General features: G+C 72.4%; 24 protein-coding genes and 1 pseudogene. 13 read left to right on the top strand and 12 right to left on the bottom strand.

Features of this window, described 5'->3' with window-relative positions:
* Positions 1-263 precede the first annotated feature (263 nt).
* Complete coding sequence (locus ACFYPG_RS30785) at positions 264-1,280, bottom strand: SMP-30/gluconolactonase/LRE family protein (RefSeq protein WP_387354715.1); 1,017 nt, start codon at positions 1,278-1,280, stop codon at positions 264-266.
* Between the two features lie 183 nt (positions 1,281-1,463).
* Between ACFYPG_RS30785 and ACFYPG_RS30780 the strand changes: the two genes are divergently transcribed.
* Positions 1,464-1,850, top strand: coding sequence for an STAS domain-containing protein (locus ACFYPG_RS30780; RefSeq protein ID WP_355009818.1), 387 nt, complete (start codon positions 1,464-1,466; stop codon positions 1,848-1,850).
* A 79-nt stretch (positions 1,851-1,929) separates the two neighbouring features.
* Here ACFYPG_RS30780 and ACFYPG_RS30775 read toward each other — a convergent pair whose 3' ends face one another.
* Both ACFYPG_RS30775 and ACFYPG_RS30770 read right to left on the bottom strand, forming a co-directional pair.
* On the bottom strand, positions 1,930-2,322 hold the full coding sequence (locus ACFYPG_RS30775) for an FKBP-type peptidyl-prolyl cis-trans isomerase (RefSeq protein ID WP_355009819.1): 393 nt from the start codon (positions 2,320-2,322) through the stop codon (positions 1,930-1,932).
* Between the two features lie 216 nt (positions 2,323-2,538).
* Positions 2,539-3,096: a hypothetical protein gene (locus tag ACFYPG_RS30770; protein WP_387354713.1), complete on the bottom strand. Its 558-nt coding sequence runs from the start codon at positions 3,094-3,096 to the stop codon at positions 2,539-2,541.
* Between the two features lie 189 nt (positions 3,097-3,285).
* On the opposite strand from ACFYPG_RS30770, the gene ACFYPG_RS30765 reads away from it, so the two are divergent.
* Together ACFYPG_RS30765 and ACFYPG_RS30760 are read left to right on the top strand one after the other, a co-directional pair.
* A complete protein-coding gene (locus tag ACFYPG_RS30765) occupies positions 3,286-3,975 on the top strand; it encodes a CBS domain-containing protein (protein WP_387354711.1) in 690 nt (229 codons plus the stop codon).
* A gap of 160 nt (positions 3,976-4,135) precedes the next feature.
* A complete protein-coding gene (locus tag ACFYPG_RS30760; RefSeq protein WP_387354709.1) occupies positions 4,136-5,092 on the top strand; it encodes a TerC/Alx family metal homeostasis membrane protein in 957 nt (318 codons plus the stop codon).
* A gap of 80 nt (positions 5,093-5,172) precedes the next feature.
* On the opposite strand, the gene ACFYPG_RS30755 is transcribed toward ACFYPG_RS30760, so the two are convergent.
* Genes ACFYPG_RS30755 through ACFYPG_RS30735 form a run of 5 tightly spaced genes read right to left on the bottom strand, consistent with a single transcriptional unit; the run spans position 5,173 to position 7,603 of the window.
* Positions 5,173-5,898 carry a helical backbone metal receptor gene (locus ACFYPG_RS30755; RefSeq protein WP_355009823.1) on the bottom strand — a complete coding sequence of 242 codons (726 nt, stop codon included), beginning with the start codon at positions 5,896-5,898 and terminating at the stop codon, positions 5,173-5,175.
* A 56-nt stretch (positions 5,899-5,954) separates the two neighbouring features.
* Positions 5,955-6,515 carry a hypothetical protein gene (locus tag ACFYPG_RS30750; protein WP_387354707.1) on the bottom strand — a complete coding sequence of 187 codons (561 nt, stop codon included), beginning with the start codon at positions 6,513-6,515 and terminating at the stop codon, positions 5,955-5,957.
* Positions 6,512-7,033, bottom strand: a complete 522-nt coding sequence (locus ACFYPG_RS30745) for a DUF6286 domain-containing protein (RefSeq protein ID WP_387354705.1) — start codon at positions 7,031-7,033, stop codon at positions 6,512-6,514. Before ACFYPG_RS30745 ends, ACFYPG_RS30750 begins: the two co-directional genes overlap by 4 nt.
* Position 7,034: 1 nt before the next feature.
* Positions 7,035-7,415, bottom strand: a complete 381-nt coding sequence (locus ACFYPG_RS30740; protein WP_387354703.1) for an Asp23/Gls24 family envelope stress response protein — start codon at positions 7,413-7,415, stop codon at positions 7,035-7,037.
* Complete coding sequence (locus ACFYPG_RS30735) at positions 7,412-7,603, bottom strand: hypothetical protein (protein ID WP_355009827.1); 192 nt, start codon at positions 7,601-7,603, stop codon at positions 7,412-7,414. Before ACFYPG_RS30735 ends, ACFYPG_RS30740 begins: the two co-directional genes overlap by 4 nt.
* A 164-nt stretch (positions 7,604-7,767) precedes the next feature.
* Here ACFYPG_RS30735 and ACFYPG_RS30730 point away from each other — a divergent pair, with 164 nt between their 5' ends.
* Together ACFYPG_RS30730 and ACFYPG_RS30725 are read left to right on the top strand one after the other, a co-directional pair.
* On the top strand, positions 7,768-8,643 hold the full coding sequence (locus tag ACFYPG_RS30730; RefSeq protein WP_387354701.1) for a hypothetical protein: 876 nt from the start codon (positions 7,768-7,770) through the stop codon (positions 8,641-8,643).
* A gap of 295 nt (positions 8,644-8,938) precedes the next feature.
* Complete coding sequence (locus ACFYPG_RS30725) at positions 8,939-10,228, top strand: hypothetical protein (RefSeq protein ID WP_387354699.1); 1,290 nt, start codon at positions 8,939-8,941, stop codon at positions 10,226-10,228.
* Positions 10,229-10,348: 120 nt separating this feature from the next.
* On the opposite strand, the gene ACFYPG_RS30720 is transcribed toward ACFYPG_RS30725, so the two are convergent.
* Together ACFYPG_RS30720 and ACFYPG_RS30715 are read right to left on the bottom strand one after the other, a co-directional pair.
* Entirely contained in the window at positions 10,349-10,696 is a 348-nt protein-coding gene (locus ACFYPG_RS30720) for an Lsr2 family protein (RefSeq protein ID WP_088989485.1), read from the bottom strand.
* 144 nt (positions 10,697-10,840) lie between these two features.
* Positions 10,841-11,452: a response regulator gene (locus ACFYPG_RS30715; protein WP_387354697.1), complete on the bottom strand. Its 612-nt coding sequence runs from the start codon at positions 11,450-11,452 to the stop codon at positions 10,841-10,843.
* 98 nt (positions 11,453-11,550) lie between these two features.
* Here ACFYPG_RS30715 and ACFYPG_RS30710 point away from each other — a divergent pair, with 98 nt between their 5' ends.
* The 5 genes from ACFYPG_RS30710 to ACFYPG_RS30690 all read left to right on the top strand — a co-directional run bounded on the left by ACFYPG_RS30710 (position 11,551) and on the right by ACFYPG_RS30690 (position 17,522).
* Positions 11,551-12,282 carry a sensor histidine kinase gene (locus ACFYPG_RS30710; RefSeq protein WP_387354695.1) on the top strand — a complete coding sequence of 244 codons (732 nt, stop codon included), beginning with the start codon at positions 11,551-11,553 and terminating at the stop codon, positions 12,280-12,282.
* Between the two features lie 83 nt (positions 12,283-12,365).
* Positions 12,366-13,235, top strand: a complete 870-nt coding sequence (locus ACFYPG_RS30705) for a manganese catalase family protein (protein ID WP_210784870.1) — start codon at positions 12,366-12,368, stop codon at positions 13,233-13,235.
* A 134-nt stretch (positions 13,236-13,369) separates the two neighbouring features.
* On the top strand, positions 13,370-15,700 hold the full coding sequence (lon, locus tag ACFYPG_RS30700) for an endopeptidase La (protein WP_355009832.1): 2,331 nt from the start codon (positions 13,370-13,372) through the stop codon (positions 15,698-15,700).
* 129 nt (positions 15,701-15,829) lie between these two features.
* A complete protein-coding gene (locus ACFYPG_RS30695; RefSeq protein ID WP_355009833.1) occupies positions 15,830-16,234 on the top strand; it encodes a DoxX family protein in 405 nt (134 codons plus the stop codon).
* 88 nt (positions 16,235-16,322) lie between these two features.
* Positions 16,323-17,522: a right-handed parallel beta-helix repeat-containing protein gene (locus tag ACFYPG_RS30690; protein ID WP_387354694.1), complete on the top strand. Its 1,200-nt coding sequence runs from the start codon at positions 16,323-16,325 to the stop codon at positions 17,520-17,522.
* 95 nt (positions 17,523-17,617) lie between these two features.
* Here ACFYPG_RS30690 and ACFYPG_RS30685 read toward each other — a convergent pair whose 3' ends face one another.
* Positions 17,618-19,351: a DEAD/DEAH box helicase gene (locus ACFYPG_RS30685; RefSeq protein WP_387354692.1), complete on the bottom strand. Its 1,734-nt coding sequence runs from the start codon at positions 19,349-19,351 to the stop codon at positions 17,618-17,620.
* Positions 19,352-19,456: 105 nt separating this feature from the next.
* Positions 19,457-20,386: a hypothetical protein gene (locus tag ACFYPG_RS30680; protein ID WP_387354690.1), complete on the bottom strand. Its 930-nt coding sequence runs from the start codon at positions 20,384-20,386 to the stop codon at positions 19,457-19,459.
* Positions 20,387-20,518: 132 nt separating this feature from the next.
* Here ACFYPG_RS30680 and ACFYPG_RS30675 point away from each other — a divergent pair, with 132 nt between their 5' ends.
* The 3 genes and pseudogenes from ACFYPG_RS30675 to ACFYPG_RS30665 all read left to right on the top strand — a co-directional run.
* Positions 20,519-21,673 carry a histidine kinase gene (locus ACFYPG_RS30675; RefSeq protein ID WP_355009837.1) on the top strand — a complete coding sequence of 385 codons (1,155 nt, stop codon included), beginning with the start codon at positions 20,519-20,521 and terminating at the stop codon, positions 21,671-21,673.
* Positions 21,670-22,275 carry a response regulator transcription factor gene (locus ACFYPG_RS30670; protein WP_355009838.1) on the top strand — a complete coding sequence of 202 codons (606 nt, stop codon included), beginning with the start codon at positions 21,670-21,672 and terminating at the stop codon, positions 22,273-22,275. The genes ACFYPG_RS30675 and ACFYPG_RS30670 overlap by 4 nt, the downstream gene beginning before the upstream one ends.
* Positions 22,175-22,738 (top strand): annotated as a pseudogene (locus ACFYPG_RS30665) (low temperature requirement protein A); the annotation flags it as partial. The gene ACFYPG_RS30670 and the pseudogene ACFYPG_RS30665, both read left to right, overlap by 101 nt.
* Between the last annotated feature and the right edge of the window lie 11 nt (positions 22,739-22,749).

Genomic DNA, 22,749 nt, shown 5'->3' with positions numbered 1-22,749 from the left:
CGCCCCCCGGGGGGGGGGGGGGGGGGCGGCCCCCCCCCCCCCCACCCCCCGGTCGGGGGCGGGGGGGGGGGCCGCGGGGGCGCCCCCCCCCGCGGGGGGGCCGCCCCCTCGCCCGTAGCCGGGCGACGGGACACCCACCGCGCCGATCTTGCACTTAATGCGCCGACACAGGGGACATTTCACGCATCCCGGCGACAGGAAACGCAAGATCGGCGCGGTGGTGTGGTGCAGGGCAGGGTGGGGTCAGGGCAGGTCAGGTCAGGTCAGGTCAGGGGTACGCGGGCCACTCCGGGACCGGTCAGGCTGCCCAGCCAGAGGTGGTCGCCGTGTTGGCGTACTCCGGTGATCATCGAGTAGTGCCCGTTCGGGCCGTGCAGCGTCCGGCGGACGGTTCCCGCGTCGTCGACCAGCGCGACCAGCCCGTAGCGGCGTGGCTGCGGCTGCATCGCGTCGGGCAGCAGGGCGGCGATCTGGCGCAGGCGCGGATGGGGCAGCAGCCGTTCGGCGATCGGCACCCGAGGGCTGGGCAGCGCGATCCAGTACGTCCCATCACCCACCGAGGCGAGATTGTCCGGGTACGCGGGCAGGTCGGCGAGGACCCGCACACCGCCGCCGAGCTCGACCCGCAGCAGACGGTGGGTGCTGGTCTCCACCAGCATCAGCGCCGACTCGTCCGGGGTCAGCGCGATCCCGTTGGGAAAGTACAGCCCATCGGTCACCACCTCGGTGCGGCCGGTGCCCGGATGGTGGGCCAGCACCCGCCCGTTGGGACGGTGCTCCAGCAGGTCCCGCTTCCAGTGCGAGACCGGAAACCGGTCGGAGCTGTCGGTGAAGTAGATGGTGCCGTCACGGCTCACCGTAGCGTTGTTGGCCAGGTGCACCGGGGGTGCCGTTCCGGTCAGTTCGCGTACCCCGCCGTCCGGGGTGACCCGCAGCAGCCCGCGGTACGCGTCGCAGACCACCAGGGCCTCACCGGACGGGTCCAGCTCGATGCCGAGCGGACGGCCCCCGGTCTCGGCCAGCAGGTGGGGTGTGGTGCCGGCCCGCGCGTCGACCGGCCACCACCAGAGCCGACCGTCCTCGTCGCCACTGATCACCCGCCCGGCGCCGTCGACCAGCACGTCCTCGGGGCCGACGGCGCCCGCGGGGAGGGGGAGCAACTCGGCCTCGTCCAGCCGGCGGTCGACGGGGGCCCATGCCCCGGCCAGCGCCGGAGGGCTGGTCGCCGGCTCGCGGACGGGGCGGATCAGCCGGGGCGGCCGGGGCCGGGGGATCAGCATCGACCTATTCTCCACCCGGATGCCGGCCGGCCCCCGGGTTCCGAGCCCGCGCGGCGCGCCGCGAGAGGCCCCTGACTCCACCCCGAGGAGGAGGTGGGGTACCTCGGGGTATGCCCCTGGGCGTACCCGGAATCACTCCGCTCAGGGGCGAAAGTGTCGGTGGTGGGGGCTAGATTTCTGGGCATGGAAGAGCACAGCGACCGGCTGGACGTGCAGGTCAGCGTGGGTGACCGGATGGTCCTCGTGCGGGTGGCCGGCGAGATCGACATCGCCACCGTGGCCGCGTTCCGGTCCGCGCTGTGGTCCGCGCCGCCCCGCCCGGTCCTTCAACTGGACCTGTCCGGGCTGCGGCTGCTCTCCGCCACCGGCGTTCGCACGCTGCTCGCGGCGCATCTGCGCGTGCGGGCCTGCGGTGGCGAGCTGGTCCTGGTCGACCCGAGCCCGGTGGTGGCGCGGGTGCTGCGCGTCAGCGGGCTGCACCGCGTGATGCCGATTCTGGAGCTGACCTCGCCGATCGAGGCCGCGCGTCGCCCGGTGATCGCCACCACGGACCTGCAACTGGCCGCCTGATCCCGATCGACGAGGTCGGCCGTCACTGTCTCAGCCGGGCACGGGGCCGCCGGCGCATGCCGGCGACCCCGACAGTCGGTCAGCTCACGCCGAGCAGGTCGACGACGAAGACCAGCGTCTCGCCCGGCTTGATGACGCCGCCGGCACCCCGGTCGCCGTACCCCAGGTGCGGCGGAATGGTCAGGCGGCGGCGACCGCCGACGCGCATGCCGGCGACGCCCTGGTCCCAGCCGGCGATGACCTGACCGCCGCCGAGCGGAAAGTCGAACGCCTCGCCCCGGTTCCAGGACGAGTCGAACTCGCCGCCCGTGGAGTGCGACACGCCGACGTAGTGCACGCTGACCAGTTGGCCCGGCTCGGCCTGCGGGCCGTCGCCAACGGCGATGTCCTCGATCACGAGGTCGGCCGGCGGTGCACCCTCGATCGGACCAACCTCGGGCTTGCCCGACTGGGCGCCTGCTGCCTGGGTCATGCGGGGATCTCCTGCCGTGTTGGGTGATGTGTCCGGTCACCGTCGATCCTGCCGGATCACCCCTCACCGATGTGCGGCGGACCCGCAACCTGCTCCGCAGCCCCATCCGTCGTCGAGCATCGGCGTCCCGGTGGCGCTGCGGGCGCGGCCGGTGGAACGACGCCGTGGCGGGCGTCACCGATGCTGGTGACGCCCGCTGAGGGGGGTGTGCGGAGTTCACCGCAGCCAGGGTGTCCGCTGGACGATCGGCAGCGTCGCCCACACCCGGCCCAGGCCCCAGGTGTCGCCGGCGTTGACCAGCGCCAGGACCGCCAGCACCGCCGCGTAGATCAGGTGGTCGTCCATGAAGGGGTTGTTCTCCGGAGGCAGGACGGCGGTCCACATCATGACGAGCAGCAGCCCACCGGCCACGGCGGCGACCCGCATGCCGATGCCGAGCAGCAGCGCGACACCGATCCCGGCCAGGCCGATCATGAAGAGCCAGTCCGCCCAGGCGGCACCGGCGATCCCGGTGTAGAGATCCTTGAACGGGCCGGTCACGCCGAAGGTCAGGAATCCCTTGGTGGGGCTACCCCCGTTGATCCAGGCGTTCTTCGACTCGGTGGCCATCCCGAAACCGAACACCTTGTCGATGAAGGCCCAGAGGAAGATCCAGCCCAGTGCCAGCCGGGTGCCGGCCAGGATGTACCGGACGGCCCGCTCGTGAGCGGAGCCGGCCTTCGCAGCGGTGTTCTCGGCGGTGACCCGCTCGGTCGTCGCGACCATGGTCTCCACGTCCCTTCTCAGCTTCGCACCGCGCTTCCCGGTGGCATCTCCAGTGGACGCCCACGGCGTTCCCGGCGGCAGGGCCGACAGACCGCACCTGCTCGGGACGTTCGACCCCCTCCGGTCCGGTCCGGCGGCCCTGACGACCGTCGGCGCTCGGTCGTAGCGTCCGAGATGGACCACGAGAGGGAGGCCGTGATGAGGACCTGGCAGGTGGGTGACGTGATGACCCGGGAGGTCGAGACCGTGGTGGCCGAGACCCCGTACCGGGAGATCGTCGATGTGCTGTTGCGCCGCGGGGTCAGCGCGGTGCCGGTGATCGACGATTTCCGCCGAGTGCTGGGGGTGGTGTCCGAGGCCGATCTGCTGCACCGGGTCGAACGCGCCGGTGAGCCGGCGCTGCGACGGGTCTTCGAGAGCCGCCGTCGGCGTGGCGCGCGGAGCAAGGGTGCGGCCCTGCTGGCCGGCGACCTGATGACCGCGCCGGCGGTCACCACCGATCCGGATGCGCCGCTGTCCGCCGCAGCCCGCGTGATGGACCGAGAGCAGGTCAAGCGGCTGCCCGTGGTGGACGACCTCGGCCGGTTGATCGGCATCGTCGGTCGTGCCGACCTGCTGCGGGTGCACCTGCGGTCGGACGCCGAGATTCGTGAGGACGTGGTGCAGGAGGTGCTTCGCCGGGTGCTCGCCGTGCGGGACGGACTGGTCACGGTCGAGGTCCGCCACGGTGACGTGACGCTTGCCGGTCGGCTGGACCGCCGCTCCGCCGTCGACCTCGCCGGTCGGCTCGCGGCGCAGGTCAGTGGCGTGGTGCGGGTGACAAACGCGATCGCCTACGACGCCGACGACACGGTCACCGACCCTGGCCAGGTGATGCCGGTCGCCTGAGGGCGGCTCCCCGACCGCCCGGAGCCTCAGCCGCCGCCCGCACTGCATCGTATGGGCCCGACCCGACTTCGTTCGACCGCTCGATGCCGGGTCGGGCGTTCACCTAGGCTCGAAAAGGGCCGGCCGGCCGGCCTGGTCGACGGGCGGTGCGCGGTGGTCGATGCGGAGGGCGTCGGTGGCTGAGGCGACGGTCGCGGTCCCGCTGTGGGCCTGGGCGGCGGTCGGCACGGTGATCGCGGTGCTGCTCGCCGTGGATGTGTTCCTGCACCGGGACAACCACGTCATCGAGCTCCGCGAGGCGTTGCTGTGGAGCGCAGTCTGGATCGGCGCGGGTCTGCTGTTCGGGTTGGTCGTGTGGTGGGGCCTCGGCGGCGACCCGGCCATCGCGTACTTCTCCGGCTACCTGCTGGAGAAGGCGCTCTCGGTGGACAACGTGTTCGTCTTCGCGCTGCTCTTCGGCTACTTCCAGGTGCCGTCGGGCTACCAGCACAAGGTGCTGTTCTGGGGTGTCGTGGGGGCGCTCGTCTTCCGGCTGCTGTTCATCTTCGCCGGTGCCGAGTTGCTGGATCGGCTCACCTGGGCCGGGTTCGTGCTGGGCGCATTCCTGATCTGGACCGGCTGGCGGCTGGCCGTACGCGGAAAGCCGGACGTCAACCCGGAACGCAACGTGGTGGTCCGGCTGTTCCGGCGGCTGGTGCCCACCGACGCCCAATACCACGGCGACCGGTTCACCGCCCGGGTTGCCGGCCGACGGGTGGCGACGTTGCTGCTGGTCGCGCTCGTCGCCATCGAGGCCACCGACGTGGTCTTCGCCATCGACTCGGTGGCGGCGATCCTTGCCATCACCACGAACACCTTCCTGGTCTGGACGGCCACCGCGTTCGCCGTACTGGGGCTGCGCAGCCTCTACTTCTGCCTCGCCGGCCTGCTGCGACACTTCGGCTACCTGCGGTACGGGTTGGCGCTGCTACTGGCCTTCGCCGGGCTGAAGCTGATCCTCGCCGAGACGCCGGTGGGCAAGCTGCCGGTCTGGTTGACCCTCGCCGTGGTGCTGCTGACCCTGGCGGTTTCCATCGGCGCCAGCACCCTGGCCGCCCGCCGCCGAACCGACGCCTGAGCCGCCGAACCGACGCCTGAGCCGCCGGGCCGCTGGCTGAGCCGACGGGTAGTGCCCCGACCGCCCGGTGGCGGCGGAGGTCAGCCGGCCAGCACCGGCCGGGACAGCTGGTCGGCGAGCAGCGCGGGCGCCTCGGCCAGGGACGGGCCGTACCAGGTGAGGTGCCGCCCGGAGAGCAGAGCGCACGGTACGCCGGGGAACGCCTCGGGCCCGTCGTCGGCAGTGAACCGGTACGGCTCGTCGGGCAGCACCACCAGGTCGGGCTCCCGCTCGCGTAGCTCGGTGAGGGTCGGGCGGGGATAGCGCTCGGGGTGCTCCTCGTAGGCGTTCGACACGCCGAGGCGGCGCAGCACGTCACCGGCGAACGTGTCGCCGCCGAGCACCACCCACGGTCGACGCCAGACCGGCACCACAGCGCTGCGGGTCGCCGTCAGCGGGGGTGGAGTGGCCCACGCCCGCCGGGCGGCCCGCAGCCAGTCCGGCTCCGTCGGCGCACCCAGTTCGGTCAGCAGGTCGCCCAGCTCCGTCAACGCGCCAGGAACGGTCCGTGGATAGGTGACCCGTACCGGCACGCCGGCCGCCCGTAGCGCCTCCGCGTCGGCCCGGCGGTTCTCCTCGACGTTGAGCAGCACCAGGTCCGGCCGCAGCGCGCGCACCCGGTCCAGATCGGGGTACTTGCTGCCGCCGACCCGGGCCACGTCGAGCCCGACCGGGTGGCTGCACCAGTCGGTGGCCCCGACCAGTGCTCCCGGCAGGGTCAGCGCCACCGCCTCGGTCAGGGACGGCACCAGCGACACCACCCGCACCCGCGTACCTCCGTTCGCCGCCGACACCGATCATGCCCCCTCGGGCCGACGTCGGGTCAGGGGTGGCCGTGCTCGATGCGGGCGGTCACGTCGAGGTGCGCGGGCTGGCAGTCGGTCGTCGCCGCGAAGCGGCGGACCGCCGCGCGAACGTGCTCGCGTACGCCGGCGGTCGGCGCGTCGGCGGTGAGGTCCACCCGGATCCACACGTCGGGGTGCGGTGGCGCGCCGGTGAGCACCACCCGGGCCCGGCGTACGCCGGGGTTGCCGGTCAGGTCGCGTACCAGCGCGTCGGCGAGGACGTCGGTGGCCAGCCGGGTCCGGCCCGGCCGGCGTCCAGGGTGGCTCAGGGTGCCGCGCAGCGTGCCGTCCGGGCCCCGCAACTCCCGGGTCAGCAGGCGCTGCCCGGCCAGTGCGAGCAGGGCTGCGGCGGCGGCCGCGGCCAGGCCGCTCCACGGCGCGGCCCTCCGCAACCGCTCGACCAGCTCGGCGCTGAGCAGCGCCGCCGCCGGGTCGGCGCCGGGTAACGTGCCGAGGCTGGCCGTCAGCGCCGCCGCGCCGCCCGCGACCAGCAGCAGCGCGATGATGGTCCACAGCAGCCGGTGCCCGGCGTTGGTCACGCCGGCCGTCGCCGGGGCAGCAGCCGGACGTCGATCCGGGCGGGGCGGGGTGCGGTGAGGTGACGCAACTCCTGGTGCACGGCGAACTCGATCTCCGCCCGGGCCGCCGGGTCGCCGGTCGCGCGGACCCGGGGGCGCCACTGACCGCCGCGCCGTCGGACCCGGACGCGGGCACGGCGGACGCCCGGCACCGCGCTGGCGGCGTCAGCGAGCCGCCGTTCCACGCAGCGCCGGTGCAGGTACCAGCCGTCGTGCTCGTCGGCGCGCAGGCGGGCCGGTGTCCAGCGGCGCAGTTGGGCGACGAGAATGGCCAGGCCCAGCAGGAGAGCCCCGCCGGCCACGGCCCGGACGGTGGGGTCGCGCCACCGGGTGCCGCTCAGCGCGTCGAGCCAGCCGCTGGTGTCGAGCGGTGTCGGTCGGTGCAGGGTGAGCAGCAACGCCTGGACGGCCGCCGCCGCGCCACCGAGAAGCAGCGCGGTGGCCAGCAGCAACGAGGCGACCCGGTTGGCGGTGCGCATCTCAGCAGTCCTCCGGTGTGGCGGTGCCGACGCCGGAGGAGTCGACGCCGGGGACGAGCAGGTCGTCAACGGTGACTGTCACCACCGCCACGCTGAGCCCGGTCTGGGCGGTCACCCGGTCGGTGACCACCGCCCGGACCGTTTCGGCGATCGTCGGCACGCTGTGCCCGTACCAGGTGATCAGGTGCAGGTCGAGTCCGACGGACCGGTCATCCAGACGGACCGCCGCCGGGCGGACGACGGACACGCCCGGCACGAGGCTGGCCGCCTGCACCGCGATCCGTGCGACGTCCGCCGTGTCGCCAGGGCGGCGTTCCGGACCGGCCGTCCCGGCGGTCAGTCCGGTGTTGGGGTTCGTCCCCGCGGACGGGCGGGTGGTCATCGCCGCCGCCGAGTGTCGGCGCGGCGGTCGCCGAGACCGGTCATCGCGAGGTCGCCGTCGAGCACCCGGACGACCAGCCAGCCGAGTAGACCGGCGAGCACGGCGAGGGCGGTCACGCCGATGCCGGCGAGCGCCCAGACCGCCACGGCGAGGAACCCGGCGAGGAAGCCGAACTGCTGTCGCGACATGCTCACCTCCGGGCCGGTCGGGTACCGGCGGTCGCTGGATACACGCGGCGGCCATCCCTGGAACGTCAACGCTGCTGTGATCCGCGTCACATGAGAAGTCGGTGGTCCATGATCGACCACCTAGACTCGGCCCGGCTCGACCGACCGGCGGATGGATCAGGCAGATGACGAGCATCGGGAGCGATGACCGCGGTTGGCTGCGGGCAATGCCCGCCGAGGCGGGGCGCGACGCGCTGCCCAGTCGCGCCGGCCATCGGGTCCTGGCGGCACGCCGGCTCACTGACCTGCTCCAGGGCCGCCCGCCCGGCGTCACGGGCAGCCAGTGGACCTCGGCGAGCCGCGCCAGCTTCGACTTCGTGGTCTACGCCGCCGACACCGGCCATCTGGTCGTCGCCGTACAGATCGGCCCCGTTCCGTCTCCCGGCTCGGCGCAGCAGCGCGTGGAGCGCCTCACGGACGCGGTGGGCGCGGCCGCCGGCCTGCCCACTCTGCGGATCGGGTCGCCCACCTTGAGCGCCGTCGAGCATGGCCGCCGCCTGGTCGAGTACGTGATCGACGCGCGCGCCTACGCCGCGGGCGGGGCCACCGCCGCCGGGACCGAACCGGCGCCGGTGGGCTTCCGGGACATCCTGGGCCGGCTGCCGGACGGGCGTACGGGGCCCGTGAACGACCTCGGCGCGCTGACCCGTGTGGCGGCGGTCGAGGCGTACGTGGCCGGGCAGGTGGCCGACCCGATCGTGCGAGGGCTGCACGTCCGCTGGGTGGACGGGCCGGCACAGGGGTGGAGTTGGGTGCAGGTACGCCCCGACGCGTGCCTCATCGAGCAGGTCTCGGTGACCGAACACCGTTTCTCCTGCGGCATCGACGCAGCCCGGCTGGCCGAGGATCTCGCCGCCGTCGCCGTGGGGGAACGACTGCGAGAGAACGCCGTCGCCGACCTGCTGTCGCGCGCCGAGTGGACCGCCCAGATCGCCGCGCTGAGCCAGCGCCGCCACGAACTGGTCGGCGGGTTCGCCTTCGACCACCTCTGCGCCGACTGACCAGCGCCCGTTTCACCTGCTGATCCCTGCTCCGCACCGGCTCCGTGTCGGGTCGCGGCAATTTCCTGTGCGTCTGTTGAACCTTCCCGGCCGCCGCCCCGTACTCCTGCGCGAATGAACAGGATCTCCCCATCCGCGTCCACCGGGCGCGGGAGACGGTGCGGAAAGGGCATCGTCGGCCATCGACGCATTACCGGGTAGGTCACGGTGGGTCGCCACCGCGGCGTGCCACCTCACATCCGTCGGTCCGCCGAGGGCAGAAATCCACTACCGGATCGAGAAGGAGAGCAATTCGATGCGCAGGTCCACTCGGGCGCGCCGGCCTTCCGGCAACGCACGGAGCAAGCGTCTGCTGGCAGTTGTCGGCACGCTCGCGGTCTTCGGCGGAGTTGTCGCCGTGACTCAGATTTCGTCGGCCCAGGACCGGCGGACAAATAAGCCGCGTCCGGCTTCCGGGCAGTGCGTGGAGCCGAGCCCTGGCGCGACCGCGCCGACCGGTGGCGGCTCGACCAGCCGAACCTGGCAGAACGGTCGGTGGGTGCGTAATCACTGGGGTGACGGACAGCAGTCGGTCCCCGAGTGCGAGGACGGCAAGGACGGCACCGTGGGCACCGGCACGGCCATCGCCTGTCCGGACGTGGCGGCGAAACTGCCGCAGGTCCCGAACCGGGCTCGGGCCGAGGTGGACCGCAACCTCGCCCAGTTGCAGACCCAGATCGCCGAGGCGGACCGGCGGCTCGCCGCCGAGGGCAACAAGGGTGAGGCGTTCATCCGCAACGCGATCCTCCAGCCGTTGGCCGGCAAGCGCCGCGCCGTGCTGGACCGGATCACGACCGCCATCGACCGGGCCGGACCCCGGCCGCAGGGCCTCGCGCAGCTCGCCGAGTGCCAGGTGCAGCCCACCGGTGGAACGGGCGGCAACAACGGCGGCGGCACCACTCCCACCACCACCCCCGGCGGTGGCAACAACGGTGGCGGGAACAACGGCGGTGGCAACAACGGCGGCGGGAACAACGGCGGTGGCACCGAGCCCGGCGCCGGGCTCGGCGTGCTCGCCAACGACTGCGACGAGAGCCGGCTCCAGCCGCACGACGGTTTCCAGAACGGCAACCGCTGCGTGAGCACCGAATTCGGTGAGGTCGGCGCGGCGGCCAACAACCCGTCGCTGCTGATCACCCAGTTCCCCGACCAGGTCGGCCAGAACCAGCCCTTCACCCTGCGGGTCAGCACCCGCAACCTGGTCCGGGACCGCTTCCTGGCCGCCGGTCAGGGTGGTTACTACGTGGAGAGCTCGCTCCTCAACGACCAGGGCCTGGTCCGCGGTCACTTCCACACCGCGTGCCGGATGCTGGACAGCCTGACCGCTCCGCCGGAGCCGCAGGAGGTGCCCGCGTTCTTCGTCGCGACAGAGGACGGCCGCGGCGGCGCCCAGCCCGACGAGGTGACGATCCAGATTCCGGGCCTGCCGGAGTCCGGTACCGCCCAGTGCTCCGTCTGGGCCGGTGACGGCTCGCACCGCCTGCCGATGATGGAGCGGGCCAACCAGACCCCCGCCTTCGACTCGGTGCGCATCGACGTCAACTGACCTGATGTACCGGCGGCGGCCGGCCACCCGGGGCGACGACCCGGGTGGCCGGCCGCCGCTTCGAGTGCCCGGACAAACGACGGGGCCCCGCCGTTTCCGGCGGGGCCCCGTCGAGTCGCGTCAGCGGCTCTTGTACGCCTCGACGACCTCAACCGGGATCCGGCCGCGCTCGGAAATCTTGTAGCCGTTCTTGACGGCCCATTCCCGGATGGCCCGGTTCTGCTCCCGATCCATTCCCGCGCCGGCGGGTCGCCCCGGCCGCCGGACCGAACGGGCGCTCTCCACCGGGCCGCGCCCGATCCGCCGACCCGCATTGATGTACGGATCGAGCGCCTTGCGCAGGACGCCGGCATTCTCGTCGGAGACGTCGATCGTGTAGGCCACGCCGTCGAGACTGAACTCAACCGTCCGGTCGGCCTTCCCACCGTCGAGGTCGTCGGTCAGGACCGTGATTACTTTTCTCGCCATTGCCGATTACTCCCTGTGTGCGGCGGGATGTGTCCAAAGTCTGACCTATCACCCCGGTAATCCGCAACAATATGCCTTCCATTCATTCGGCGCGTCGCGATTCCGTTACCGAGCAAAACCATGAATCGCTTCGGTGGCGAGGCTTCATTCCCCGAGGATGCCGCTGTGACCGGCGATGGCAGCCGCCTCGGCCCGGTTCGAGACCCGCAACTTGCGCAGCAGCGCGGCGGTCATCCGTTTCACCGTCCGTTCGGAGACGTGCAGTTCTTCGGCGATGTCGACGGTGTTGCGGCCGGCCGCGATCGCCCGCAGCAGCCGCCGTTCCTCGCCATCCAGGTCGACGGGCGCGGAGCGGGTGGGCCCCAGCAGCATGGCGCGCAGCAGTTCGGCCGGCAGCACCGCCCAGCCGTCGAGGATCGCCAGCAGTGGGGGCAGCAGCTCCTCCGGTTCGCTGGTCTTGGGCAGGAACCCCTCGGCACCGGCCCGCAGGGCCTCCACCGCTGGCCCGGCGTCGGCTGAACCGGACATCGCGACCACCCGTACCCGTGGGGTGGTCCGCCGGATCGCGGCCACCGCCCGGATGCCGCCGGGCGGTGGCATGTGCAGGTCGACCAGGGCCAGGTCGGGGCGGCACCTGCTGACCAGGGCCGCCGCCGCGGCGGCTTCGCCGGTCGAGGCGGCCACCTCGACGCGGCCGTCGGTGGTGATCGGGAGCAGCAACTCCAGGCCGCGGACGAAAAGGGGGTGATCGTCCACGACGACGAGTCGCAAGGTGGAGGCTCCCGGCATGTCTGCGCCGTTCCCCAGCGGGTACCGATCATGCGGGTTCGCACCGAACGAGAGGACTCGGGTGGATGCGCGTACGGCACGGTTTGCGGGACCTGCTGCGAGGGTTGCGCCCCATTGCGCCGACACCGGGCGAGAAACGACCGACGGCGGCCGATTCGGAGCTGCTGCTGCGGGTGCTGTGCCACGAGTTCCGGACTCCGGTCAGCACCCTGACCTCGCTGACCCGCGCGTTGGCCGACGAGCGTCGGGAGCTGACCGGGGACGACCGGCGGGCACTCACTGCGCTGGCCCGCGACCAGGCCGCCCACCTGCAGAGCCTGCTGCGAGACGCGACCGCCGGGACCGGTGTGCTGACGCCGACTCCGCAGCCGGAGCCGGCCGTCGCGCTGGCGGGCATCCTGCGGGAGGCCGCGGCGCTGGTGCCGCTCGCCCGTCGGCGGGCGCGCGCCACCCGGGAGGCGGCCTCCTGCCCGGTGCCGGCCGGACGAACCCGACAGGTACTGGTCAACCTGGTGCAGAACGCGTTGCGGCACGGGCCGCCGGACGGGCAGGTCGGGCTCTACGCCACGGTGCGCGGCCCCAGCCTGAGCATCCTGGTCACCGACGAGGGTCGGGTCGACGACGCGCTGCTGGTCGCGCTGCGGCGTCCGGCACCGGCCGTCGGGATGTCCGGTCTGGGCCTGTGGATCGCGCGGCAGCTCGTCGCGACGGACGGGGGAGCGTTGCGGGCGCACCGGCTACGGTCGCGTGGAGTGGCGTTGGAGGTGCTGCTGCCGATGGCCCGCCCGGTGCGCTGACCCGGCCGGGACACCGGTTGGCCCGCTCGGGTCATCGGGGCGGGAACGGCCTCGCTACCTGTTTCCGGTACTGAGGAGGTTGGATGTTCAGCCACGTCAAGGATCTGCAGTTCGAAGCCAAGCCGGACGGCCCGGATGCGGCGTTCGCCCGCCGGTTGCAGGAGGTGCTGGGCGGCAAGTGGGGCGAGATGACGGTCGCCAACCAGTACCTCTTCCAGGGTTGGAACTGCCGACTGCCCGGCAAGTACAAGGACCTGCTGCTCGACGTCGGCACGGAGGAGATGGGCCACGTCGAAATGATCGTCACGATGATCACCCGGCTGTTGGACAACGCGCCGCTGTCACTGACCGAGGGGATCGCGGAGGATCCCGGAGGTGCCGCGACCTACGCCGGTGAGAATCCGGCGCACTTCATCCACGGCGGAGGTGGCGCCCTGCCCACCGACTCCAACGGGGTGCCCTGGAACGGCGCGTTCATCACCGCCAGCGGCAACCTGTTGGCCGATTTCCAGCTCAACGTCACCGCCGAGGCGCAGGGTCGGCTCCAGGTCGCCCGGTTGTTCCACATGACCGACGATCCGGGCGTCAAGCAGATGCTGCGCTTTCTGCTGGCCCGCGACACTATGCACCAGAACATGTGGCTGGCGGCCATCGAGCAGCTCAAGGAGGACGGCCTGGAGGAGATGCCGGTGCCGGAGGCGTTTCCTGACTCGGGCGAGTTCACCGAGGAGTACGGCTACACCTACCTGGGATTCTCCTCGGGCACCGACGCCGCCCAGGGGCGCTGGGCGTCCGGGCCCTCGCCGGACGGCAAGGGCGAGTTCCGGTACGACGACAACCCGCGGGCGAACGCGCCGGAACCGGTGCTGCCCCCGGGTGACCCTCGTCTGTACGGCACCAACCCGGGGGTGGCCGGCTCGGTGGTGAACACTGTGAAGAGCAAGCTCACCTGAGGTGCCCGTCGGGTCGCCCACCGGTCCCGGGCGACTCGACGGACCGGGCACGAAAGTGGCCTGGGTCACAGGTCGGAACAAGGGGCACGCTTTGTTACTTGAGTGAGACACGCTCAACTAACGCGAGGTGTTCGATGGCAACTCTTCCGGTACTGCCCCTGACCGACGCCGTGCTGCTGCCCGGCATGGTCATCCCGGTGACCCTCGACCCCACCACCCAGGCCGCGATCGACGCGGCGCGGGCGACCGGCGACCGCAAGCTGCTGGCCGTGCCGCGCATCGACGGCGAGTACGGCCCGGTGGGCGTGGTCGCCACCATCGAGAAGGTCGGCCGCCTGCCCGAAGGCGAGCCCGCCGCCGTCATCCGTGGCCTGTCCCGGGCCCGGATCGGCTCCGGCGTGCCCGGCCCCGGCGCCGCCCTCTGGGTCGAGGCGACCGAACTCGACGAACCCGCCCACGCCGGTCGGGCCCGCGAACTCGCCCGTGAGTACCGCGCCCTGGTGACCTCCGTGCTCCAGCAGCGGGGCGCCTGGCAGGTCATCGACGCGGTGGAGCGGATGACCGACCTCTCCGAGCTGGCCGACTCGGCCGGTTACGCGCCCTGGCTGACGCTGGAGCAGAAGACCGAGCTGCTCGCCGCGCCGGACGTCACCGCCCGGCTGGAGCTGCTGGTCGGCTGGGTGAAGGACTACCTGGCCGAGCAGGAGGTCACCGAGCAGATCAACAGTGACGTCCGCGAGGGGCTGGAGAAGTCTCAGCGCGAGTTCCTGCTGCGCCAGCAGCTCGCCGCGATCCGCAAGGAGCTGGGCGAGGACGAGCCGGACGGCTCCGCCGACTACCGGTCCCGCGTCGAGTCCGCCGAGCTGCCGGAGAAGGTCCGCGAGGCGGCCATGCGCGAGGTCGGCAAGCTGGAGCGGGCCAGCGACGCCTCCCCGGAGGCAGGCTGGATCCGTACCTGGCTGGACACCGTGCTCGAGATGCCCTGGGGCACGCGTACCGACGACAACACCGACCTGACCGCGGCCCGCGCGGTGCTCGACGCCGACCACGCCGGCCTGGCCGACGTCAAGGACCGCATCCTGGAGTACCTGGCCGTGCGCAACCGGCGCGCCGAGCGCAACCTCGGTGTGGTGGGCGGTCGCGGCTCCGGCGCGGTGCTCGCCCTCGCCGGCCCCCCCGGAGTCGGTAAGACCAGCCTCGGCGAGTCCGTGGCGCGGGCGCTCGGGCGCAACTTCGTCCGGGTCTCGCTCGGCGGCGTCCGCGACGAGGCGGAGATCCGCGGGCACCGGCGTACCTACGTGGGGGCGCTGCCCGGTCGGATCGTCCGCGCGCTGCGCGAGGCTGGTTCGATGAACCCCGTCGTGCTCCTCGACGAGGTGGACAAGCTGGCCGCCGGCTACGCCGGTGACCCGGCCGCCGCCCTGCTGGAGGTGCTCGACCCGGCCCAGAACCACACCTTCCGGGACCACTACCTGGAGGTCGACCTCGACCTGTCCGACGTGCTCTTCCTGGCCACCGCCAACGTGGTGGAGTCCATCCCCGGCCCCCTGCTGGACCGGATGGAGCTGGTCACCCTGGACGGGTACACCGAGGACGAGAAGGTCTCCATCGCCCGTGACCACCTGCTGCCCCGGCAGCGGGAGCGGGCCGGGCTGACCGCCGACGAGGTGGAGATCGCCGACGAGGCGTTGGCGCTGATCGCGGGGGAGTACACCCGAGAGGCCGGGGTCCGGCAGCTCGAACGTGGCCTCGCCAAGATCCTGCGCAAGGTGGCGGTGACGCTGGCGACCGACCCGTCGCCGGTACGCGTCGACACCGACAACCTCACCCGCTACCTGGGGCGGCCGAAGTTCACCCCGGAGTCGGCCGAGCGCACCGCGGTGCCCGGCGTGGCAACCGGCCTCGCCGTCACCGGCGCCGGCGGGGACGTGCTCTTCATCGAGGCGACCAGCATGGAGGGCGAGCCGGGGCTGACCCTGACCGGCCAGCTCGGTGACGTGATGAAGGAGTCGGCGCAGATCGCGCTCTCCTACCTGCGCTCCAACGGGCGGCGGTTCGGCATCGACCCGAACGCTCTCGCGGGACGCCGGATCCACGTCCACTTCCCGGCGGGCGCGGTGCCCAAGGACGGTCCGAGCGCCGGCATCACCATGGTCACGGCCCTGGCGTCGCTGGTTACCGGCCGCCCGGTCCGTCCCGAGTTCGGGATGACCGGTGAGGTGACGCTCTCCGGTCGGGTGCTTCCGATCGGTGGGGTGAAGCAGAAGCTGCTCGCCGCGCACCGGGCCGGTCTCACCGAGGTGATCATCCCGGCGCGCAACGAGCCCGACCTGGACGACCTGCCGACCGAGGTGCGCGAGGCGCTGACCGTGCACACCCTGGCCGACGTGGCCGACGTGCTCGCCCTGGCGCTGCGCCCGGCCGACGTGAAGACGCTTGACGGGCCGGCGCTCTTCGCGGTCTGACGCTCCGACGATCCGGGCCCCCGCCGTCTTGCGACGGCGGGGGCCCTTTCGGTACGCGGGGAGGTCTACTGTCTCGTCTGCACCGTCAACCACCTCTCCGCCGCGAGGCGGCCCCTGGAGGAACCCCCCGTGAACGTGGTGCTCTGGATCATTCAGTTTCTGCTCGCCGCTGTCTTCGCCGGCGCCGGGCTGGCCAAGCTGAGCCAGCCCAAGGAGAAGTTGCGCGACGTGATGCGGTGGGTGGACCCCGTCCCACCGTCGCAGGTCAAGTCGCTCGGCGCGGTCGAGCTGCTGGCCGCCGTCGGGCTCGTGCTGCCCGCTGCCACCGGCATCGCCACAGTGCTCACCCCGCTCGCCGCCGTCGGGCTGGTCATCGTCATGATCGGCGGCCTCCTGGTGCACCTGCGCGCCGGCAAGCAGGAGACCACCCAGCAGGGGCGTCGAACCGAGATCCAGGGCGCGGTCACCTGCGCGGTGCTGCTCGTCCTCGCGGCCGTGGTGGCCTGGGGCCGTTTCGGCCCGTACGCCCTCTGATCCGCGTCGGCGAGCACGCGACAATGCACAGTAGAGTCTGCCCGCCGCTCGAGGTGGCACTCAACGGGGGAGAGGCATGGAACCGATCGTGAGCGCACCTGGTGCGGTGCCGCCGGCAGCGCCACAACGGTCAGATCCACCGAGCCGACGGTTGGGACGGCGGGTGCTCTTCGCCGGGGGCGCGGGCGCCGCGGTGGCGACCACGGTGGCCACCCTCGCCGGTGCCGAACAGGCGGGATCGCCGCCCGTCACGACCGTGCGGGAGGCCCCGCTCAGCCTCCGGGACCCCCGGGTCGGTTGCCGGCTCGACGGCAGTGACGAGTCGGACAAGGTCACCACGGCGCTGAACCTGCTGCCGGCCGGTGGCGGGGAGATCTTCCAACCGGTGGGCGCGCTCGGTCTCGGATCGGAGGTCCGCTTTCCGACGAGTGTGACCTGGACCGGCGAGAACATCGGCGCCGCGATCATCCAGCCGGCCCCGGGCTACACCGGTCGTCTGGTCTCGAGCGGTAAGTACAACCAGATCTCCAACGTGCACTTCTACGGCATGCGGACCTCCAACGTGCTGTTGACCGTCCGCGGCCCCCGGTCGACCTTCCACCACCTGCACCTCGGCAACTCGGGCAGCCACGCGATCGAGTTCCTCGGCAAGGACGCGGACACCAGCGCCCACGCCAACAAGATCACCGATATCAACATCGAGGACTGCCTCGGCGTCGGCATCCTGGTGAACAAGGTCGCGTACGACAACGAGTTCCTCAACGTCTGGGTCGGTGAGTGCCAGACCGGGATACGGCTGCTGGACAGCGCCTGCTTCTTCGACAACCTGCATGTCTGGGGTTGCCGGGGCAACGGAGTGGAACTGCGCGAACCCGCCCACCGGAACATCTTCCAGAACGTCTACCTGGAGTCGAACGGCACGAGTGGCACCGGCAGCGGCGCCGACCTGCGGCAGGTCTGGGGGACCCAGTTCATCGGCGGCCGGTTGTGGCGCAACGCCACCAACGGCATCGAGGTCTCCTCATCCGGACGTACCCGGATCATGGGGCTCGACATCCACGACAACGGCGCGAACGGGATTCTCGGCCGCGACGCCGACCTGTGCCAGGTGATCGGCAACCAGTTCTACGACGACGCGACGCCCCGCCGCCAGGACCGACCGATCATGACGGTCGGCACCAGCAACAACTGGATCGTCACCAACAACGTGATGCGGGCGTACGACCACCGCTCCGGTGGCGCGTCGCTGGCCGGGGCCAACAACGTCGTAAACGGCAACATCGGCTGACAGCGGCGGGGCGGCGGGTGCCCATGTTTCTCCCGCCGCCTCGCCGGGCCGGGTCGTCGGCGACCGTCGTACTCCGGCGGTCGCCGACCGCGTTCTCAGCGCTCGTCGCCGCCGCGGTCGCGGCGCACTGTGGCCTTGCGGCCCTTGATCGTGCTGGAGCGCAAGCCGGAGATGACCTCGTCGGCCACCCCCTGCGGCACCTCCACCAGTGAGAAGCGGTCGGCGATCTCGATCGAGCCGATGTCCCGGCCGCGGATGCCGGTCTCCCCGGTGATCGCGCCGACCAGATCCTGCGGGCGCACCCCGGCGCGTCGACCCAGGCCGACGAAGACCTGCACGGTGTTGCCGCCGCCGGAGCGGGGCCGGCCCCCGCCGCGCCGGTCGCCGCCCCGGCCGCCGGCCTCCGGTCGGCCCTCGCGCGACCCACGGACCGGAGCCTGCGGGATCTCCTCCTCGTCGTCGGAGCCCGGCGACGTCACCTCGTGGGCCAGCTTCACGGCGGCGAGGGCGACCTCCATCAGGTCGAACTCGTCGGTCAGCGTCTCCACGATCACCCGGAACGGGTCGAGGTCGTCCTCCAGCAGGCTCTCCCGCAGGGCCGCCTGGGTCAGCTCCAGCCGCCGGGTACGCATGTCGGCCACGGTGGGAATCTTGTCGATGGTGATCCGCTGGCCGGTCACCCGCTCGATGGTCTTGAGCATCCGGTGCTCACGTGGCTCGGCGAGGGTGATCGCCACGCCCTCGCGGCCAGCCCGACCCACCCGACCGATCCGGTGCACGTACGACTCCGGGGCGGACGGCACGTCGTAGTTGACCACGTGGGTCAACTGCTCGACGTCCAGCCCACGCGCCGCCACGTCGGTGGCCACCAGCAGGTCCGCGGTGCCCGCCCGCAGCCGGCCCATGACCCGGTCGCGCTGCTCCTGGCTCATGCCACCGTGCAGCGCCTCGGAGCGGTAGCCCCGGCCGTTCATCGTCTCGGTCAACCGGTCGACCTCTTCCCGGCTGCGGCAGAACACGATCGCCGCCGTCGGGGACTCCACGTCCAACACCCGACCCAGCGCGGCCGGCTTGTGCGCCCGGGTCACGATGTACGCGCTCTGCCGCACCCGGGGCGCCTCACCGGCGATCTGCTGCTCCCGGCCGATCTCGATCCGCACCGGTTCGCGCAGGTGCTGGCGGGCCATCCCGTCGATGCGCGACGGCATGGTGGCCGAGAAGAGCACCGTCTGACGCTGCGCCGGAGCGTGCTCCAGGATCGCCTCGATGTCCTCGGCGAAGCCCATGTCGAGCATCTCGTCGGCCTCGTCGAGCACCACCGTGGCCAAGCCACCGAGGCGCAGGGTGCCCCGGGCGATGTGGTCGAGGGCCCGCCCCGGGGTGGCCACCACCACGTCGACCCCCATGTCCAGGGCCCGCAGCTGCCGCCCGATCGGCTGCCCACCGTAGATCGGCAGCACCCGCGCGCCGAGGTCCTTGCCGTAGCGGTGGAACGCCTCGGAGACCTGCACCGCCAGCTCCCGGGTCGGCACCAGCACCAGCGCCACCGGGTCGCCGCCCTGGCGGTGCGCCGTCATGAGGTTCAGCAGCGGCAGCGCGAAGGCGGCCGTCTTGCCGGTGCCGGTGGCTGCCTGGCCGAGCAGGTCCCGACCCTCCAGCAGCGGTGGGATAGCCTCCCGCTGGATGGGGGTCGGCTCCTCGTACCCGAGGGCGGCGAGCGCGCCCAGCAGTTCGGGGCGCAGGCCGAGGTCGGTGAAGGCGCTCACCTCGTCGGTGCCGTCGAGGGTGGCGTCGATCGGTGCTTCGTGCTGTGCAGGTGCGGAACTCATGCGCCAAGCTTTTCATCACGCCGTCCGGGCCGTTGCGGCGACCGCCACAAGAGCTGTCTCAGGGCTCGTGCTGCGGCTGTTCCACGAACCCACCGGCGGCCTCGATCAGGCGTCGGTGGTCAGGATGGCCAGCACCATCACCGCGGCGAGGGCCACGTCGAGCACCACGCAGAACTCGGCGTAGCCGCGCGGCACCACCCGGCGGTTGCGGTGGTGCACGATGTCCCAGCCGGCGTGCGCCAACCATCCGAGCGCCACCAGCCAGGCGGCAGTCCGCCCACCGGCCAGCACCGCGACCAGCGTCAGGGCGACCCAGATGGCCAGACCGGCGAGTTGGGTGGCGAGCACGCCCCGTCCGCCCAGCGTGCGGCGGGCCGCGCCGATCAGCAGGTAGCCGCCGGGCAGCACCAGCATCGTCCACGGGCTGAGCACGGTCGGATCGACCCACATGTCCACCGTCAACAGCAGCGCCAGCCCGCTCGGCCAGTGGCGGGCGAGCGCCACCACGGCCGGATGCCGGCGGATCGGCACCGGCGCCTCGTGCCGATGACGCACCGCCACCAGAACCATGGCCGGCACCATCAGCAGGTGACCGCCGAGCATCAGGGCATCGGCATCCAGCAGGCCCGCCCACCACGGCACGAGCAGCAGCAGGAACGGCACGTACATCGCGGCGGCCATCTCGGCGACCCCACGCCAGTGGTGCGCCCGGTAGCGCATCCACACCGTCATTCCGACGGTCATGTTCGTGGCCATCACCAGTGCGGCGACGTCCGGCCGGGCCAGCGCATCGGAGACTCCCAGGGCGGCGCCGGGCAGCTCCCACAACGGCCCGAGCAGCAGCATCCCGGCGACCATCGCCAGCGCCATCTCGCCCAGGTGCCACAGCAGCCGCCGCGTGCTGCTGGTCGGGGCCGCGGTAGTCGGGGCGGCGGTGGTCGGCGTCGGGTCCGAGGGCGCCGGGTCGGCGGTGGGCAGGGGCGTGGGCGACGGTACGGCGGTGACGCTGTCCGCGTACATCCTGGTGTTTTCCATGTCTCGACCCTGCCGGTGTCCCCGGTGCGGCCGGCAGACCTCTTCGTCACGGAAAAACCGTGCGGACCGCACGGCCCGACCGTGACAGTTCGCATGGGTGGACCATGCGCCGGGCGGTCCTAGGATCGGTGCGTGGCGAGCGAGGCGGTGACTACCCGGGCGGACCGGCGGCTGCGTCGCGCCCGACGGGCGACGCTGGTGTCGCTGGCCACCGGCGTGTGGGCGAGCGTCCTGCTGCCGGCGGTCGGCCTGACCCGCGAGCCCGACCGGGGCCGGGTGACGCTCGGCGCGGTCGGCATCCTCGCCTTCGTGATCGCTCAGACCGTCGTCCTGTACGCGGCCGTGACGCCGTGGCTCGACCCGCGCTGGCGGCGTCGGGCCGAGCTGAGCCTGATCGGGGTGGCGGTGCTGACCGTTCCGCTGGTGGGCCCGGTGGCGGCCGGCAGGTGGCCGACCTGGGCCTGGCTCGGCGCGGCGCTGATCGGCATGACGCCGCTGCTGGTGCGGTGGCGGGCCGCGCTGGCGGTCGCGGTCGGCGTCCTGGCGGTGTCGGTAGCGGTGGCCTGGTGGACCGGCGGGTCCGTTGCGCGTCACCTCGCCGTGACCGGCGCAATCGGCGCGGCGGTCGCCGCCGTCAACGGGTTCCAGGTCTGGTTCTGGGACCTGCTCGTGGAGGCCCGGCAGGGCCAGGCCGCCCAGGCCCGGCTTGCCGCCGCCGAGGAACGGCTGCGCTTCGCCCGCGACGTGCACGACGTCCTGGGGCACCACCTCACGGTGATCGCGTTGAAGGCCGAACTCGCCGCCCGGCTCGCACCGGTCGACCCGGAACGGGCCGGGCGGGAGGCCGCAGAGGTGCAACGGTTGGCCGCCTCCGCGCTGGGCGAGGTACGCGAGACCGTGCACGGCTATCGGGCCGTCGACCTCGACGAACAGCTCGCCGCGGTGGTTGGGGTGCTGCGTTCCTGCGGGGTGCGGTGCACGGTTGCGCCACTGCCGGCGGACCTGCCGCAGCCCGCCGCCATCGAGCTGGCGGCGGTGCTGCGCGAGGCGAGCACCAACGTGCTGCGGCACAGCCGGGCCGACTGGTGCCGGATCCGCATCGATCGGGAGGATGACGTGGCCAGGATGACGGTGGCCAACGACGGCGCCGACGACCGCGGCCCGGACGCGCACAGCCACGGCCTGCGCGGGCTGGCCGACCGGCTCGCCGCCGCCGGGGGCGAGTTGCGGGTACGCCGGGAGGACGCGATCTTCACCCTCGAAGCCACAGTGCCGGCGCCGTCGTGATCCGCGTCCTGCTCGCCGACGACGAGGATCTGATCCGGGTCGCCGTCGCCGCGCTGCTCGCCCTGGAACCGGACATCGAGGTGGTGGCACACGCCGCCGACGGGAAGACAGCCGTCACCGCGGCGCTGGCGCACCGCCCGGACGTGGCAGTGGTGGACCTGGAGATGCCGGGCCTGGACGGCATCGCGGTAGCCGCCGAGCTGACCCGGGTCCGACCGGAGTGCGCGGTGGTCGTGCTGACCGGGCACGGTCGTCCCGGGCACCTGCGCCAGGCGCTGACCGCCGGCGCCCGTGGGTTCCTGCCCAAGGGCTCGCCGGGTGGGGCGCTCGCCGACGTGATCCGCCGGGTGCACGCCGGAGGGCGCTACGTCGACCCGACGCTGGCCGCCGACGCGTTGACCCTGCCCCCGTGCCCGCTGACCCCTCGGGAACTGGAGACGCTGCGGCTGGTGGAGGTCGGCGCCCCGGTCGCGGTGATCGCCCGTCGGGTGCACCTGTCCACTGGCACCGTGCGCAACCACCTCTCCGCCGCCGTGCAGAAGCTCGGCGCCGCCGACCGGGCCGAGGCCGTCCGCACCGCCCGGGACAACGGCTGGCTCTGACCGGCGACACCGGCGGCGTGCGCTGGCCTTCTGGTGGATCTGGTACAACACCAACCTGGCCACCGACAGCCTCGACTGCGAACGACCCACAGTGCAGATTCTGATCATCTGCGTGATGCTCGGCAGTCTGCTGATGTCCATCAACGTTCCGGACGCCTTCGGTGACCAGGGCTTCGTCTTCGTGGGCGCGTACCTCGGGATCCACCTCGGCCGGACCCTGGTCATGGCCCTCTACCTGCGCGGCACTCCGGCCTGGCGTCGGCCGGTACGGGGACTCGTCTGGTATTCGATGTCCGCGACGGTCTGGTTCGCCGGGGCGGCGGTCAGCGGCGGCGAAGCACGAGTCCTGCTGTGGGCATTCGCGCTGGCGATCGACTACTCGGCGCCGCTCCTGGGATGGCCGGTGCCGTGGCTCGGCCGGGCGCGGGCCAACGAGTGGCACCTCTCGGGCGAACACCTCAACGAGCGGTACCG

Source organism: Micromonospora sp. NPDC005553 (assembly GCF_042871765.1).
Lineage (GTDB): Bacteria > Actinomycetota > Actinomycetes > Mycobacteriales > Micromonosporaceae > Micromonospora.
This window is presented reverse-complemented; position numbering and strand designations above follow the sequence as displayed.